The 15,891-nt window shown below is 32.0% G+C and carries 15 protein-coding genes; 7 read left to right on the top strand and 8 right to left on the bottom strand.

The genetic code is table 11. The annotated features are described in order from the left end of the window. Window positions 1-15 precede the first annotated feature (15 nt). Together FLACOL7796_RS17430 and FLACOL7796_RS17425 are read right to left on the bottom strand one after the other, a co-directional pair. Window positions 16-1,161: a GNAT family N-acetyltransferase gene (locus FLACOL7796_RS17430; protein ID WP_173972008.1), complete on the bottom strand. Its 1,146-nt coding sequence runs from the start codon at window positions 1,159-1,161 to the stop codon at window positions 16-18. Between the two features lie 117 nt (window positions 1,162-1,278). Further along, window positions 1,279-1,767, bottom strand: a complete 489-nt coding sequence (locus FLACOL7796_RS17425) for a DUF1761 domain-containing protein (RefSeq protein WP_173972007.1) — start codon at window positions 1,765-1,767, stop codon at window positions 1,279-1,281. A 231-nt stretch (window positions 1,768-1,998) separates the two neighbouring features. On the opposite strand from FLACOL7796_RS17425, the gene FLACOL7796_RS17420 reads away from it, so the two are divergent. Together FLACOL7796_RS17420 and FLACOL7796_RS17415 are read left to right on the top strand one after the other, a co-directional pair. Continuing rightward, window positions 1,999-2,304, top strand: a complete 306-nt coding sequence (locus tag FLACOL7796_RS17420; protein WP_173972006.1) for a hypothetical protein — start codon at window positions 1,999-2,001, stop codon at window positions 2,302-2,304. A 119-nt stretch (window positions 2,305-2,423) separates the two neighbouring features. Continuing rightward, a complete protein-coding gene (locus FLACOL7796_RS17415; RefSeq protein WP_455550748.1) occupies window positions 2,424-3,173 on the top strand; it encodes a class I SAM-dependent methyltransferase in 750 nt (249 codons plus the stop codon). A 45-nt stretch (window positions 3,174-3,218) separates the two neighbouring features. Here FLACOL7796_RS17415 and FLACOL7796_RS17410 read toward each other — a convergent pair whose 3' ends face one another. Then, window positions 3,219-4,199, bottom strand: coding sequence for a phosphotransferase (locus FLACOL7796_RS17410; RefSeq protein ID WP_173972004.1), 981 nt, complete (start codon window positions 4,197-4,199; stop codon window positions 3,219-3,221). Between the two features lie 209 nt (window positions 4,200-4,408). Between FLACOL7796_RS17410 and FLACOL7796_RS17405 the strand changes: the two genes are divergently transcribed. The 3 genes from FLACOL7796_RS17405 (at window position 4,409) to FLACOL7796_RS17395 (ending at window position 8,897) form a co-directional block, all read left to right on the top strand. Continuing rightward, window positions 4,409-6,349 carry an oleate hydratase gene (locus FLACOL7796_RS17405; RefSeq protein WP_173972003.1) on the top strand — a complete coding sequence of 647 codons (1,941 nt, stop codon included), beginning with the start codon at window positions 4,409-4,411 and terminating at the stop codon, window positions 6,347-6,349. Between the two features lie 200 nt (window positions 6,350-6,549). Next, complete coding sequence (locus FLACOL7796_RS17400; RefSeq protein WP_173972002.1) at window positions 6,550-7,431, top strand: AraC family transcriptional regulator; 882 nt, start codon at window positions 6,550-6,552, stop codon at window positions 7,429-7,431. 188 nt (window positions 7,432-7,619) lie between these two features. Then, the gene (locus FLACOL7796_RS17395; protein WP_173972001.1) at window positions 7,620-8,897 is read left to right on the top strand and encodes a RidA family protein; all 1,278 of its coding nucleotides are present in this window, start codon (window positions 7,620-7,622) and stop codon (window positions 8,895-8,897) included. Window positions 8,898-9,005: 108 nt separating this feature from the next. Here the strand turns inward: FLACOL7796_RS17395 and FLACOL7796_RS17390 are convergent, their stop codons facing one another. Further along, window positions 9,006-10,016: a Ppx/GppA phosphatase family protein gene (locus FLACOL7796_RS17390; protein ID WP_232067396.1), complete on the bottom strand. Its 1,011-nt coding sequence runs from the start codon at window positions 10,014-10,016 to the stop codon at window positions 9,006-9,008. A gap of 500 nt (window positions 10,017-10,516) precedes the next feature. Between FLACOL7796_RS17390 and FLACOL7796_RS17385 the strand changes: the two genes are divergently transcribed. Continuing rightward, window positions 10,517-10,663 (top strand): hypothetical protein, encoded by a 147-nt coding sequence (locus FLACOL7796_RS17385; RefSeq protein WP_173971999.1) that lies wholly within the window; start codon window positions 10,517-10,519, stop codon window positions 10,661-10,663. A 125-nt stretch (window positions 10,664-10,788) separates the two neighbouring features. On the opposite strand, the gene FLACOL7796_RS17380 is transcribed toward FLACOL7796_RS17385, so the two are convergent. The 3 genes from FLACOL7796_RS17380 to FLACOL7796_RS17370 all read right to left on the bottom strand — a co-directional run bounded on the left by FLACOL7796_RS17380 (window position 10,789) and on the right by FLACOL7796_RS17370 (window position 13,400). Continuing rightward, complete coding sequence (locus FLACOL7796_RS17380; RefSeq protein WP_173971998.1) at window positions 10,789-11,343, bottom strand: porin family protein; 555 nt, start codon at window positions 11,341-11,343, stop codon at window positions 10,789-10,791. A 292-nt stretch (window positions 11,344-11,635) separates the two neighbouring features. Then, window positions 11,636-12,175 carry a DUF3575 domain-containing protein gene (locus FLACOL7796_RS17375; protein WP_173971997.1) on the bottom strand — a complete coding sequence of 180 codons (540 nt, stop codon included), beginning with the start codon at window positions 12,173-12,175 and terminating at the stop codon, window positions 11,636-11,638. Between the two features lie 88 nt (window positions 12,176-12,263). Continuing rightward, a complete protein-coding gene (locus FLACOL7796_RS17370) occupies window positions 12,264-13,400 on the bottom strand; it encodes a helix-turn-helix domain-containing protein (protein WP_173971996.1) in 1,137 nt (378 codons plus the stop codon). 313 nt (window positions 13,401-13,713) lie between these two features. On the opposite strand from FLACOL7796_RS17370, the gene FLACOL7796_RS17365 reads away from it, so the two are divergent. Continuing rightward, a complete protein-coding gene (locus tag FLACOL7796_RS17365) occupies window positions 13,714-14,124 on the top strand; it encodes a hypothetical protein (protein ID WP_173971995.1) in 411 nt (136 codons plus the stop codon). A 181-nt stretch (window positions 14,125-14,305) separates the two neighbouring features. Here the strand turns inward: FLACOL7796_RS17365 and FLACOL7796_RS17360 are convergent, their stop codons facing one another. Then, on the bottom strand, window positions 14,306-15,859 hold the full coding sequence (locus FLACOL7796_RS17360; protein ID WP_173971994.1) for a S41 family peptidase: 1,554 nt from the start codon (window positions 15,857-15,859) through the stop codon (window positions 14,306-14,308). Window positions 15,860-15,891: the final 32 nt, after the last annotated feature.

Raw genomic sequence — 15,891 nt, 5'->3', positions numbered from 1 at the left:
TAATAATGGTTTTAATTATTTAAACGGATTTCGTTCCTGCCAGTCTGTTTTAGGTTCAAGATAATTAAACAATTTGGCAATGTTATGATTGATCAAAGCATTGCTATGGGTAATTAATCCGTACATTTTTAGGGGTTTTGCGCCTACAGAACTTTTAATTTCGAGGGCTGTACGGGCAAAAACAATTTCAGAAAATCCTTGGTTGATAGAATACGCAATCATGTCGTATAACATGTTTAGATACAACATTCTTTCGCGTTGAATGGTTTCGTCGTAACCTAAAAAGTACGTGTCCATTACATTTCCGTTTTTAATCAATGTATTGAAACCAATTAATTTATCTTCTAAAAAATAACCATAAAACAAGAAGTTATCTTTCATGATTTCTTTAAAAAAACTAAAGTGATTTCTGGCTAAGAAAAAAGTATTGAAAGGCGCATTTTTAGCCACATGAAAATACAAATCGTAGATAACATCTTCATATTGCTGAATATCCTGCAAAGACATTCTCTGCTTTCTTATTCCGTCAGCTTTTTTTCGGGCGCGTTTGTATTGGTCACGATATTTTTTTGATAAAGCATCAATATAATCCTGTTCAGTCGTCCAGTTTTTATTGATTTCAAAAATCATATTGGGCTGAGTCGAAAACGTATAATTGTTTTTAAATTCAGCTTGTAGAGGTTCGATTTCTTCTGCTGTAAAATCTTTTATACTTGTAATATGTACTTTTTTTCCACTCGCTTTCAAATCTTTTTTAAGCTGATTAATCGCTTTATGAAGCGTTTTAATGGCTTTAGATTGCTTTATATTTTTGTCAAAAGCAAAAGCATTTTGGCCTGTAAGCATATTATTGCCCACGAATAATACATGCGAAGCAAAATTTTTGAAAGCAAAATTACGTACCGAAGTTTTCAGGCATTGATCGCGTTCTCCAAAAGAATCCAGTTTTTCTGCAAACAAAAATTGCGTCAGGACAATTCCGGCTAGTTTATCTTCGTTAAAAATTCCGATAAAATGACAAATCATATTTACCGGAGAAGAATTTTCCAGTACTTCGAGATATTCTCTTGTCAAAAAAATATTATCTACAGCCAGCGAATTCCATTCTAAAGGCAATAATGAAGCGCTGTTGTAAATTTGAAAAGTAAAAGTTGTATTCAAAAGTGTTACGTAATTTCTTCAAAATTAGATATTATTTACAATAACTCATCTCGTTTAAGTTATTATTAAGAAAACCCCGTTGATTTATAATTTCAAACGGGGTTTTGTTTTTTGTCATTATGCATAAGCGCAAATAATTCCGCCCATAAGTGTCAGCGTCAAAATCCAGTATCCGGCATTTATCAAAATATATTTCCATGATTTTCTTTCGAATAAACCATTTATAGCCAAAATTGGCAGCGCAAAAAATAAACCTGATATAAAACCATGAAGCGCTCCGTGTTTAAAAGTGCGATACGCAGTTCCGTAATCGGCCATAAAAGCAGCAAATGATGGTTTTGCAGTGGCGATTAAAGGCGGTCCGCCCACCATACCTACAGCTCCGGATTGATGAATGGTTAATGCTGAAAGAATTACCGTGATCATTAAAGAAAAAATGTAAGTGAGTCCGAAAATTTTAATCATATTTCCGTTTTTTAGAGCTTCCGGAGTTAGTCCGGCTTCGCGTATCCAGACAGTTCCAAATACTTTAGGATTGTACCAGATAAAACCGGTTACAAGTGTAATTAATGCCGAAGCAAAGAAGGGTAGGAGATTCATTTCCATAAGATTAGGTTTTTAGATTAGTTGATCAAATTTAAACAAAATAAAAGACGAAAGCTTCTGAAATTCTTTCATTCTTTTAGAGAGGAAATCTGTTAATTCTCATCAGAAAAAAATAATATATAATTAAGATCGTATTTTTTAAGAATTTGCTTTTTTTTCATAACTTTAATTCATCAATTTGCATAATGAAATAAAATGATAAAAATATTCTAACCTTTTAATAGCAAAATTATGGTAGTACAATATCAAGGTAAACAACACGGAAAAGCAACCACATTTACGATAAGAATTATAGGTAACAATTTGTCTAAAAGCAGCTCTAATTATCAAATCGATTTATTAGTAGGAGATAATAAATTACCAACATTTACAACCGGAATTCATCAAAGTTTATCCAATTGCCTAAAAGAAATTTATTTGTTTAGAAAACATAACGGGATACAATTTGAAGCTTCTACAGAGAAAGTAGCGAAGCCTTTAGTACCTTACGATGAGGTTTTATACAACTATAACAAAGGAGCTTTGTTTATGGCTTAAACTGATTTAGTTGATATACTATTAAAAAAGATTGTTCGTTGAGCAGTCTTTTTTTATTTAGCATAAAATGGTTTCTTTTTAAAGAAATAGAAATAATAGAAAATAGCTTTAAAGCTTTAATGAAAAAGAAAAAAGAGATGAAACAAAATATTTATGATGATGAAGATTTTTTCGAAAATTATGGCAAAATGCCACGTTCAGTTGATGGTTTAAACTCTGCTGGCGAATGGCATGTTTTAAAAAATATGTTACCGGATTTTAAAGGAAAAAGTGTTTTAGATCTGGGTTGTGGGTATGGCTGGCATTGTATTTATGCAAAAGAGCAAGGAGCAGAAAATGTAATTGGGATCGATTTATCGAAAAAGATGATTGATAAAGCGAAAGAAAATTCAAAACAGTTAGCGATCGATTATTATCAAATGCCGGTGGAAGATATTGATTTTAAAGAGGAGCAGTTTGACATTGTTTTTAGTTCACTTACTTTTCATTATATAGAAAATCTGAATGCTGTTTTTAGAAAAATTTATCAATACTTAAAAAAAGGCGGAAGTTTTGTTTTCTCTATGGAACATCCTGTTTTTACTTCGAGAGCCGAGCAGGATTGGTTTACAGATGAAAACGGAACGCGATTGCATTGGCCGGTCGATGATTATCAGGAAGAAGGAATAAGACAAACGAATTTTTTAGGCCACAACGTAATTAAATACCACAGAACTGTAGCGAATATCATCAATACGGTTATTGAATCTGGTTTTAGTATTCAGCAAATATCTGAACCTAAACCATCAGAGGAAATTATTGAAAAATATGCAGAGATGAAAGATGAATTAAGAAGGCCTATTTTTATTATGATTTCGGCTTTAAAATAATACTAAGTCTGATACTAAGAGAACAGATTATGTTTGTGAGATATTTTAAGTTACTTTTTCGTAATAACCTTTAATCAAAACGGCAATAAAACGTTTTAAATAGACTTCATTCAAAAAGGTATTCGACCAATTTTCGAACCTGTTGCACTGAACTCCTAAGTAAAAATAGTACATGCAAACGCCTAAAATAGGGATTAATCGTTTCTCTTCGTCACTGATTTTTTCTATCGTCTCGTAACCTTTATAAAATGCATTTATTTTGGCAGTTCTTTCGGTATCGTCCTTTTCAGTGCTATGCAATTGCAGGATGTAATAGGCAATGTCTAAGCAAAGCCAGCCGTTTCCGCAAAAGTCAAAATCAAATAGCGTAACCTTATTATCATCAGAAATATTCAAATTATCAAACCATATATCCATGTGCACAATTCCTGTGCGCAATAGTTTGGTATTGGCATTCAATAATTCCTTTTCCAGAATGAATCGGGTTTCTATAAGAAATTGCATTTCTTCAGTTTCATCAGAAAGAAAAGGTTTGATATAATTTAGGGATTGATTTAATAAAATTTCAGGCGTATAGGTAATTCTGTTAAGCTTTAATCCTTTGGTTTGTTGATGAATTCTGGCCATTAACGTTCCAATTTCAGAATGAATATCCTCGCTAAAGTTTAGAACTTTATTTCCTTTGGCAAAAGAAAACAAAACAGCGTAACGTAATCCTTCCGGAGCATTTATGTCGTTAATAAGATTCTCTGAACGATTTGAAATTGGATAAGAAACCGCAATATCATTTTGTTTTAAAAGCTGTAGTAACTTTAATTCTTCGGCAATTTCTTGTTTGGTTCGCCAGTTGCAGCTGTAAAGCCTAAATATAAAACTCTCGTTATCGGTATCAATACGATAGGTGTGATTGATTCCTGTTTTTAATAACCGGCAAGTTGTATTTGGGGATAATGCATATTTTTCACAAACAAAATCTGCAATGTCTGATGATGAAATTATAGAGCTGGTTACAGAGAAGGTTTTCATTGAATAGTGCTTAGATTGTTTGGGCTGAATAAAATTCAAAAGTACACAGATTTATTGCTGTAGCAAAAATATTTCTGTATTGGAGTAACAACAAAAAACAATTAGGTATAATAACCAAAACGGAATTTCGGGATAGCAATAATGAATTTCGGGATGCACATTATTCTGTTGGTAATCTTAACTTTGAGTAAATCAAAAATAGATTAGTTATGAGTTCTACCACTTCAAAATTCGAAAAATTATTAAATGGTTCTAAAGAATATGGAAATGTGAACCACCAGCCCGACTCGAGTAAAGAGATTCAAATTAATACACCTGAAAAAACAATGCCTTTTTCAGATCAAATCGGGAATTACCAGCGTAATAAAGGAATTCCGTCAAAATCATACAAAGACAGTAAAATTTATATTGTAGGAAGCGGCATCGCCGGAATGGCGGCAGCTTATTATTTTATTCGTGATGGTCATATTCCGGGCGAGAATATCATTTTTCTGGATCAGTTGCACGTAGATGGCGGATCGCTGGATGGTGCCGGAAATACTACCGATGGTTATATTATTCGCGGAGGTCGCGAAATGGATATGACGTACGAAAACCTTTGGGATATTTTTCAGGATATTCCGGCTCTTGAATTGCCAGAACCTTATAGTGTATTAGACGAATATCGTTTGGTAAATGATAATGATCCTAATTACTCAAAAGCGAGATTAATTCATAATAAAGGCCAAATTAAGGATTTTAGCAAATTTGGATTAGAGAAAAAAGACCAACTTGCGATTGTAAAATTGTTGCTTAAGAAAAAAGAAGATTTAGACGATATTACCATCGAAGGTTATTTTAGTAAATCATTTTTGGAAAGTAATTTTTGGTTTTTCTGGAGAACAATGTTTGCTTTCGAAAACTGGCATAGTTTACTAGAATGTAAATTATACATGCACCGTTTTCTGCACGCGATAGACGGAATGAAAGATCTTTCGTGTTTAGTTTTCCCAAAATACAATCAGTACGATACTTTTGTTACGCCGCTTAGAAAATTTCTTCAAAGCAAAGGTGTACAAATCGATCTTAATACACTCGTTAAGGATTTAGATATTCACAGTGATATCAATGGTAAAGTTGTCGAAGCGATCATTATTGAAAAAGATGGTAAAGAAGAAAGAATTCCTGTTGGTAAAGAAAATTATGTAATTGCTACAACAGGTTCAATGACCGAAGATACTTTTTACGGTGATAATAAAACCGCTCCGGCGATTGATTTGGATAATAGCAAAAGCGGACAAAGCGCGGGATGGAAATTATGGAAAAACCTGGCAGCGAAATCACCTGTTTTTGGTAAACCGGAAAAATTCTGTGGAAACATCGAAAAATCTTCATGGGAATCTGCTACACTAACCTGTAAACCTTCTGCTTTTACAGAGAAAGTAAAAGAGTTGTGCGTAAACGATCCTTATTCTGGTAAAACTGCCACGGGAGGAATAGTTACGATTAGTGATTCAAATTGGTTAATGAGTTTTACCTGTAACAGACAACCGCATTTTCCTGACCAGCCAGATGATATTTTAGTAATTTGGGTATATGCGCTTTTTATGGATAAAGAAGGGGATTATGTCAAAAAAACAATGCCTCAATGTACAGGAGATGAAATTCTAGCTGAATTGGCGTATCATTTAGGAATTATCGATCAGCTGGATAATATTGTCGAAAATACAATTATACGTAGTTCATTTATGCCATACATTACTTCTATGTTTATGCCAAGAGCAAAAGGCGATCGTCCACAAGTAGTTCCTGAAGGCTGTAAAAATTTAGGTTTGGTAGGACAATTTGTAGAAACCAATAACGACATTGTATTTACGATGGAAAGTTCTGTACGAACTGCGAGAATAGCAGTTTATGAATTATTGAATCTAAACAAACAAGTACCGGACATTAATCCGTTACAATATGATCTTCGTCATTTGCTTAAAGCAGCACAATCATTAAATGATTATGAGCCAATAGTAGGTGAGGGGCTTTTAAGAAAATTTCTAAAAGGAACGTATTACGAACATCTTCTGGTAGAAAATGCAGAAGATTCTCAAGAACATGAATCTTTTTTTACAGAACAAATTAATAGATTAAAAAGCTGGATAGGAGGAATTAGAGATTAAGAAAAATCTATTTCTTTTTACAGGATAATAATTAAGAAAAAATGACGCTAAGGCTTTTTGCTCTGGCGTCATTTTTATATTAATTAACCGTTGTTTTTTCTTAAATCGTCCAATTTTATAGGGAATTATCTCAGATTATTGCTTATTTTTATACGTAAATTAGTCTTCCAAAATTAATAGTTAAGCAATATTTACGCAGTATGGATCAACCTTATGATAAAATAAGCGATACATTAGCCTACTTTGAGGTTGATAATAATTTGCCCTATTATGTCTCTTCAGGCAAGAAACAAATCGATTATCCCCAGAAACCTTTCAGAATGGATTATTATTCATTGTGTATTTGTACAGAAGGGAATATTGTGGTTTCAATCGATGGTAAAAAGCATGCCGTAAGTCCGTTTAGTTTGTTATTGGCGAGGCCAGCTACAATTATTGCTTTTCAGAATAATAGCGAAGACTTTCGGGTAAAATTGCTTTTTTTTGAGAAAGAGTTTTTGCTTAAAAATATATCCGATCCTTTTATTATTGAGCGTCTTACATTTTTTAAAGACAAATCTTATGAGTTCATGCATCTCAAGGAACAAGAAGCTAAAAAGTTAATTAAGCTCATGAAATACCTTGAAAATAAAATCAGTGCCAATCTTAAATTTAAAGATGAAATTGTCCGGACAATCATCTTTAATTTGCTTCTCGAAACGGCTGAATTTTTACCACAAGAAAAAACAAAAAATGATGTAGTTCTTAATAATCCCAAAGAAATTTATTTTCAGTTTCTTAAGTTGGTTATGGAAAATATCAGCCAGCATAAAGGAGTAAATTATTACGCTCAAAAACTTCATATCTCAAATAAATACCTGATTCAGATTGTAAAAAAAGCCGTAGATAAAACGCCTCACGAAATTATCGATGCACATTTATTAAAAGAAGCCGTAGTATTGTTAGGAAATCCGGCAATCAACATAAGCGACATTGCTTATCGATTGCGTTTTAATTCCGTTTCTGCTTTCGGACGTTTTTTTAAGAAACATTCCGCTATTTCTCCTACTGATTACCGTCGCTTGCAGAATCTTTCTCACTAGATTTAATTTTTAATTATTGAAGAATATATACTAAGAAAGAAAAGTCTTATAATTATATTTTGATGTCCTATCGTGAATTATTTTGAATGCTAAGAATAATAATTTTGAGTTAGCCAGAATATGGCACTTAATTCTTTTGAATTAAGCAAAAAAAACTCCCATTATTAATTAGGTTAAAAATACACAAAATGGCTTCAAATAAAGTAAATGCAGTATTAGCAAGAAATACTAAAAATGCCCCAAAAAGTATCGGTCCTTATTCACAAACCGTAGCTTTCTCTCATTATAATAACCTTTCGGCACAATTACCAATCGATCCAAAATCAGGTAAATTAGTTTCTGGCGGTGTAAAAGAACAGGCAGAACAATGCTTTAAAAACATTCAGGCAATTGTAGAAAGCATCGACCATGTTATGAGCGATGTGGTTAGGATTACTGTTTTTGTTACAAACATTAAAGATGTTGATGCTGTAAACGAAGTTTATAAAACTTTTTTCCCGACTTATGTTCCTACAAGAACTACAGTAGCAGTTGCAGCTTTGCCAATGAATGCATTGGTACAAGTAGAAGCATTGGTTTCAAACGGAGAAGGTACAATTCCGAACGCGCCTCAATCAGGTGATCTTATAAAGCTTACAAACAACACGGCGAATGCTCCAGTAAATGCTTTGTCTTCGCAAACAGTTTCATTTTCTCATTACAATAATCTTTCGGCTCAATTGCCTATCGATCCTAAAACGGGCAGATTGGTAATTGGCGGAGTAAAAGAACAATCTGCACAATGTTTAAAAAATATTAAATCAATTTTAGAAAGTATCGATGTTCCTTTTGATGATATCGTGAAGATTAATGTTTTTGTTAAAAACCTTTCAGATGTTCAAGCTGTAAACGAAGTTTATACAACGTTTTTCCCAGATTCAGCTATTGCGAGAGCTGTAGCTTATTTCCCTGCACGTACAACCATTGCAGCTTCGGCTTTGCCAATGCAGGCTTTGGTACAAATTGAAGCAGTGATTTCTCACGGTGATGGCACGCCTCCGCAAGCTATCGAAGACAGACACGGAATTGTTATAAAAGCAAACAATACCGAAAAAGCACCAAAGTGTTCTCTATCGACACAAACGGTGGCATTTTCTCATTACAATCATATTTCGGCTCAATTGCCTTTAGATCCTAAAACAGGTAAACTTATTGCCGGTGGTATAAAAGAGCAAGCGCAACAATGTTTAAAAAATATCAAAACCATTCTGGAAAGTATTAATCATGTAATGGATGATTTGGTAAAAGTAAATATCTTCCTTAAAAACATCGAAGATATTGATGCTGTAGATGAGGTTTATAAAACATTCTTCCCGGGCGGAATTCCTTCAAGAAGAACAGTTGGTGTATCAGCCTTGCTTAAAGATGCGTTAATTCAGGTAGATGTAGTTGCGGCAAATGCAGAAGGAACACCTCCAAACGTATAACTTATTAAATATATAAAGTATAAAAGTTGTTTAATTAAAAAGGGTTGTCTCAATATTTTTGAGACAACCCTTTTTGTTTGCTTTTATTATAAAAGTAAAATCTATATCTTAGAAATTAGTATTTATTTTCTTAGAACGGTCTGCAATGTATGACATAAGCCAGGTTACTTGTCCGTCTTTCACAAAATATATTTTTTTTGTTGCTACGTTAGGAATACTTTCAAGACAGTTCGAAAGAATGTTGTTGGCAGAAATAAGGTATTTCTGGTCATATGTTTTTAAAACTCTGTCTACTTCTGCATTCGTTTTAGAAAGATTACTGAACTTGTTGAAGTTGTTTTTCAGAATTGCATCGTAATTAATAACATCTTCTAAACTGAAAGGAATATAGTGATCTTTTAAGTTTTCATTATAATATAAAGTTGCAAAAGCCCATACAGCTCCTCCTGATAAATATATTTTTTCCTTTTTTAAGATAAGAGGATTTGCATCAAGCATTTCTTTGATTTTTTTACGTAAAACGGTATTAAAGTCAAAAGATTTTTCCTGGTATGTCGACATATCATTAGCCTGACTTTGATTTACAACCGTCTTTTTTACTGCATCAGTAAGTGTCATTGTACCAAAATCAAGTTCTAAAGGGATGAACTCTAATTTGTTATCATCAATTTCATCAATGTATCCACCTTTAGTAGTTTGAGCACCAATGTCTAACAATATTGCGTTAGAATAATCAACAGGAGGTATAGCACCTTTAACTAACATTTTAGCTTCTTCATCAGCATTGATAATGTCAAAAGTTTTGTTGGTAAGAGTCGAAATTTTATTTTTTAAAACATCGATGTTGCGGGCAGAAGAAAAAACAGGAGATGCAACTATAAATATATTTCCTTCAGAAATTTTAAAGTCAGCTCTTACTTTTCTTAATTGGTCAGCAACTATAATACTTGTTTTGTTGATGTCTTCCTGAGGCAATTCTCCAAAACTGGCAATATGATCAGCAAGACTAATTCTGTCATTCGAAAAGTAAAGAATTTTATAATCTGCTTTCTTGATATTGTTGATTTCAAGAACAGAAGTTTTGATTGCTCTTCTTCCGATTTCAATTCCTACATACACATTCTTTTGCGAAAAGGAATTAATGGAAAAAAATAAGTTTAAAAGAATAAAAAATAAAATCTGGGGTTTGTTTTTTTTAAGCATTGTGTTGTGTAAGTATGATTATAAAAATTTGTTTTGGATGAAGACTTTAAGGCAATTTTGAGGTATTTGTGTGAAAGTCATAATTTTGTACTGAAAATAAACGGTTTCAATATAAGATTGCAAATTTATAAAAACATTTACGAATACAAACTGCGTTGTAGAGAAAACATGTTAATTAATTTACTGCAATGTTTTCCAATTGTTATTTCTTTAGAAAATGCTTTTTATTATACAAAATCAAAACAAATTTGTACTATTTTGAAAGGCATCGTATCATTTTGAAAGGGGTTTATAAATTTAATGAGAATGCCTGTTTCCCTACTTGTTTGAAATTCATTTACTTATGATTTATCCCGTTATTTTGGCACAACATTTGACTTTAAGGAGAAAAAAGTGTTGAATTAAAATAAAAAAATATGAAAGCAAATAAATGGAGCAAAAAACATGCAACGAAAGTAAAATTATCTGATAAATCGATTCGGGCAAAAGACAGATTCGTTAATTCAATCGTATTTACTGTAGTTTTTTGTATTGCTGTTTTTATAATTTCGAAATTGGTTTAGGTTGTATGGAATAAAAAAAGCTCCAGATTTCTCTGAAGCTTTGTGGTAATAGTTGTTCGCGGCAGTGATTTAACCTTTATTCAAAAAGACTGAGGTAAGGCATAAATGTTGAAAATTATTAAACTTTAGAAAAAGAAATAACCAACAGATAATTGAAATACGCTGTTTTTGTTTTTACTTGAAGAACCTTCTACATTATTAATATCAGTTAATCCCAAATTATATCTTGCGCCAAAATTAAGTCCGTTGTCAAGTTTATAACCCAGGCCAAAATTAACTCCAAAATCAACAGTATTAAACGAATCTTTTACGTTTGTCTTTTCATTTTTGGCAGCAAGCAAAAATCCTATTTGCGGTCCGGCTTCAAGGCTCAATCCTTTTGTTACATAATATTTTCCCATTAAAGGAATATTCAGATAACTTAAGGCAACGGTATTGTCATCGAAACTGTATCCCTGACCGGAATACATTATTTCAGGTTGAAAAGAAAATTTATCAGAAACTGGAATTTCTGATACAACACCAAAATTAAACGATGTTACAACATCAATACCTTTGGTATTATCTCCGCTGATATTGGCAAAGTTGAGACCTCCTTTAGCACCAAATTTAATTTCTTGGGCATTAACATTTAAAAATCCTAAAACTGTAAGGACAGCTAGTAATAAAAAATTTTTCATAAAAATTGATTTGAATTATTGAGTCCAAAATTCATATAACAAAAAGTGAAAGAGGTTTCAAAAGCTTAAAAATGTATAAAATGGTACCTATTTTGGCGGTGTTTTAACATTATTTATGTTCTGACAGGTTGTTTTTTTTAAGCTTTATAAAAGGTCGTTTTGAAATACCCATGGATTCTAATCTCTCAGCTTGCAAGAGTTTCCCGCTCATAAATACAAAATTGTTTCAGGATAATCGACAATAAAAAAAGCTCCAAATTTCTTTGAAGCTTTGTCTTAATAACCGGAAGCATTAAAATAGATATCCCACACTCAGTCCAAATTTTGCAACTATAGTATGATCTGTTTTATCTGCATTGATTATTATACCGCCATAACCAACATTTGCTTCAAAAAGAAATCCGCTTTTACTAACCCATTTCCAGCCTCCGCCGGCACCGAGAGCAAAATTAATAACGTCGGGATTCTCGGTATAAATTGAATGATCATCTGATGTGTATATTTTTTTACCATCTGTTGAAGCCAGCATTCCAAATCCTTCAACAAACCAGCCTGATGCGTATTTTTTACCAAAATATCTTCTGTAATACGGAGATATTGAATAATTCAAATCCTTTTCATTCTTTGTATTGTCAAAAACATAATAAAAAGAAAGTCCTAATGATGAATTATTATTTAAATGTCTTTCGTAATTAATCTGAAAAGATTGCAATAAAGGAGCCAGTGCATTTAATTTAACTTCATTATTTTTCTGATAGGGATCAGTTTCATTTTGAGCATTGACAGAATAAAAGGCAAACAAAATGATAAGTAGTAAATAGTTTTTTTTCATAAAAAGGAATTTGAATTATTTAAATGCAAAATTCACTTAAGAAGAAATAGAAAAGGTTTCAAAAACTCAGAAATGTATAAATTGGTACTTATTTGCTGGTGTTTTTATATTCATTTGGTGTCTGACCAGTAACTTTTTTAAAGGCTTTATAAAAAGTTGTTTTTGAAGTAAACCCAGATTCCAATCCCATCGTCAACAAATTATAGTTTTCATACTCAGAATTTGAAATCATTTCTTTGACAGCTTCAACTCGATAGTTATTGATGTAATTGGCAAAGTTGTCTCCTGTTATCGTGTTTATAATTTGTGAAACATATCCTGGGCTTATACCTAATTTTTCAGCCACTTTTTCTCTGTTTAATGTACTATCAGTATAAATGTGCTGCTCTTTACAAAGAAGTTCCAGTTTTTGAAAATAAAGATTATCTGCTGTGATAGCTTCCCTATATTCTTCTGGTGTATTATTTTCTACCATTTGCAGATTGCCATACGAAAGAGCTACATCTGTATTTAAAAAATTGAAAACTGCATCTTTGTTTTTGGCCAGTTTGTATTTGTAAATTCCTATGTAAGCTGTCCAGTGAATTATGAATGTTGCAGACAGCGCCAGAACACTCATAGTAGAGGAAATATCTAAACCAAGGAATAACCCAACCAAATAGGTCGTAAGCCAAGTCAATAATAATAAATAAAGACTAGTTAATAAAGTAATTATCCATTTTTTTTCTTTAGAGTCTTTTAAATGCTTTATCATAAAATAAGAGTAAAGAGGTAGAAACGGGATGATAATAACGGCAAATAAAAGCTGAATTAGCATAAGTATATTGATTAGGAAAATACTTGAATCCGGGATTTTGTAAATTCCTGCAACATTACTAAGATCGTATGTAATATGAACAATAGAGGAATAGGCAAACGGAATATAATACAAATAGTGCTTCTGCCTATTCTTTATAGTATCGTCAATCCGGTTTATAATGAACAGAAATATGAAAACGGGTAATAAAAATATCCACTCGACATCGTCTATAAAACGTAGAAAAGGATACGAAGTAAATGCACCTTCAATTTCAAAAACATAATTCAGTAAAACAATGGAAAGTGCAAATAGTAAGTATGCTAAATATTTATTTGAATTGCTATTGAATATAGAAGACTTTAAAATAATTAAGCCTAAAACTATTCCCTGAAAAATCGCAATATTTAAAAGTGCTGTATAGATCAATTTTTTCCTGTAAAGATTGTTTTTAAGATTTGTTTTGGGATATCATGGTAATGAGTTATTTTTTTAAACATAACTTATTTCATACGAATTGACAGAACGAATTTATAGTAATACAAATGACTTTCTTATTGGATTAAGAAATGATTAACTTAACTAAATGATTTATATTAAATTTTGAGTGAAACAATAGGTCTCATGAAGTTTTCTTTTTTTAGACTAGATTTGTTTTAAGAAGTGGCGCGAAGTATAGACATTTGCGCAACGAGGGAAATTTATAAGTTATCATACCATCTTAAATCTTTAATGCATAGAAATGAAAAATTTAAAATTATATAGTATTATTTTGCTACCATTATTAACATCTTGTATGGATGTAAGTGATAGTAGATGTATTGCCACTAGCAATAAATCTAAAAATAGTATCTATTGTTTTTATCTTGAACACGAGTTGAATAAAATGGACGGACTTCCAAAATATTCTTTTCCTCCACATGAAACAAAAGACAATGAAGATGATTGTAATTTGATAATTAAACCTCGTTGGGAAGAATACATTAAAACCTGTGATAACCAAAAAATAAGATATTATATTATTAAAAAAGATAGTGTAGATAAATATGGTTGGGAAACAATATTTAGGAAAAACATCTACAATAAAAAATATCTTTTTAAAATTGAAGATTTAGACAGTTTGAATTGGACAATTACTTATGATGGGGATTAAATAAAATAAGAGGCGTAAAAACATCACAAAGCCTAAAAGTTCTCAGGCAAGATGTGCGAGTGTCTATGACTTCGCACCTGCAATCTAAATCAGATATTGTTTTGTGAATTTTGACTAAAATAAAAAAGCTTCAAATTTCTCTGAAGCTTTTTGTCGTTTTTGGAAAGGAAAAAAATCTAAATTATTTCGTTTTTATAAGTTTAAGTGTAAACTCCATTTGCGTATCCTTTTGTTGGAAAAAATCATCCAGAGATGGCCATACCTCATGATCTGGCATAATACCACGACCTTCTGGCTGATTCTCCTTTTTTGGCGCATCCTGAACCAGATTTACAATCGAAAATTGTGTTTTTATCTTTGAATTGGGAAGCTCATAGATCAGTGGTGAATGTCCGTTGTGACGATAGTAACCGCCAACAGTCTCTACGCCAACAATGGTAACATTTTGAACATACGCTTTTACCAGAGAAGCAAAATGTGAAGCAGCTGATGCCACATTTTCATTAATCAAAAGATAAAGATTGCCTTTAAACTTTGGCGATTTGGGATAATAAACCGGATTGTATTTTGGGTTTTGTACACTTATATTGTTCTTAAAAACCGGATAGACATCTTTTAGGTATTCTTTTCCCATTTTTTTAGAAATACTATCCATTCGTTCTGATGTTAAAACGCCCCAGAAATAGTTCTCAAAAGGCAACAAGTTGGGATCGAAAATTATGGTAGCTTTTACATTTTCCTTGAATGGTTGATCTGTGAGGTACATTACAGGTTGTTCAAAATTAGGATCACTGCCACCAGGATTGTTTCTAACATCAATGATCAGGTTAGGAACTTTGTTTTTGTCCAGTCCTGTAAAAACGCTATCCAAAAAATGAACATACGGTTCAAACTTAGGATCGTCTGATCCGTATGCCATTCCAAACCATCTTAGATTTAATAAACCTGTTGTCGGGTTAAGCATGCGAAAGCTGTAGGGAGACTGTTTTTTGTAATCTAGCAAATCCGTAACAGGAGCGCTAAATCTATTTTTAATGTTTGCTTCTCTTTGCTTTAGTGTTACTGCAGGAAGTACCTTTTTTTGAAGAGATTCAGATTTTGGTGAATTGTATTCTATAATGAATTCATTAGAAAGACCATATTCCAGCAGATAATTTATTCCAAAGGATTTATTTACGCTGGCCGATAATTTTTCTGTAGTGTTAAAGCCATCTGCTGTATAATATTTATAAAAAGACTGCATCAATTTTGTGTCACTTATCCCATTTATGCTTCTTATCCTCGAGCCGGCTGGTATATCTGATGATTGACCATCAAAAATAATTTGCCCCTTAATATAAAGAAGAGGATAGGGGAAAAAAGATTTTTGCCTGTTCAGAAATTTTATTAAGTCGAGATCAGGAATAGTATAATTGTGTACGCTTCCTTCATAGTCCGTCAGATGGAGCATTATTTTGTAAAACTCCGTAACGCTTAAAGACTTCTTGATATTTTTAATAGTTGTATTGTAAAGACTATCAATTTGTTTTTTAGAACGGTATTGGTAAAAGCCGGAATTTGCTTTTTCGTTTATGGCAAGAAGTATTTTAAGATCCTGTTGTATTTGTTTTACTGAAAGCATTTTATTGTACAGCAGTATACTATCCTTCGTGTTTTTATCAGATCCTTGTGCCTGAATTTTACAGGACAAAAAAAACAATAGTATAAAAATTGGTATCAGATTTTTATTATTCATGTAATACATTAGTTATAGGTTAGGGGTTAGAG

The sequence above is a fragment of the Flavobacterium bizetiae genome, assembly GCF_902804475.1.
Taxonomy (GTDB): domain Bacteria; phylum Bacteroidota; class Bacteroidia; order Flavobacteriales; family Flavobacteriaceae; genus Flavobacterium; species Flavobacterium bizetiae.
This window is presented reverse-complemented; position numbering and strand designations above follow the sequence as displayed.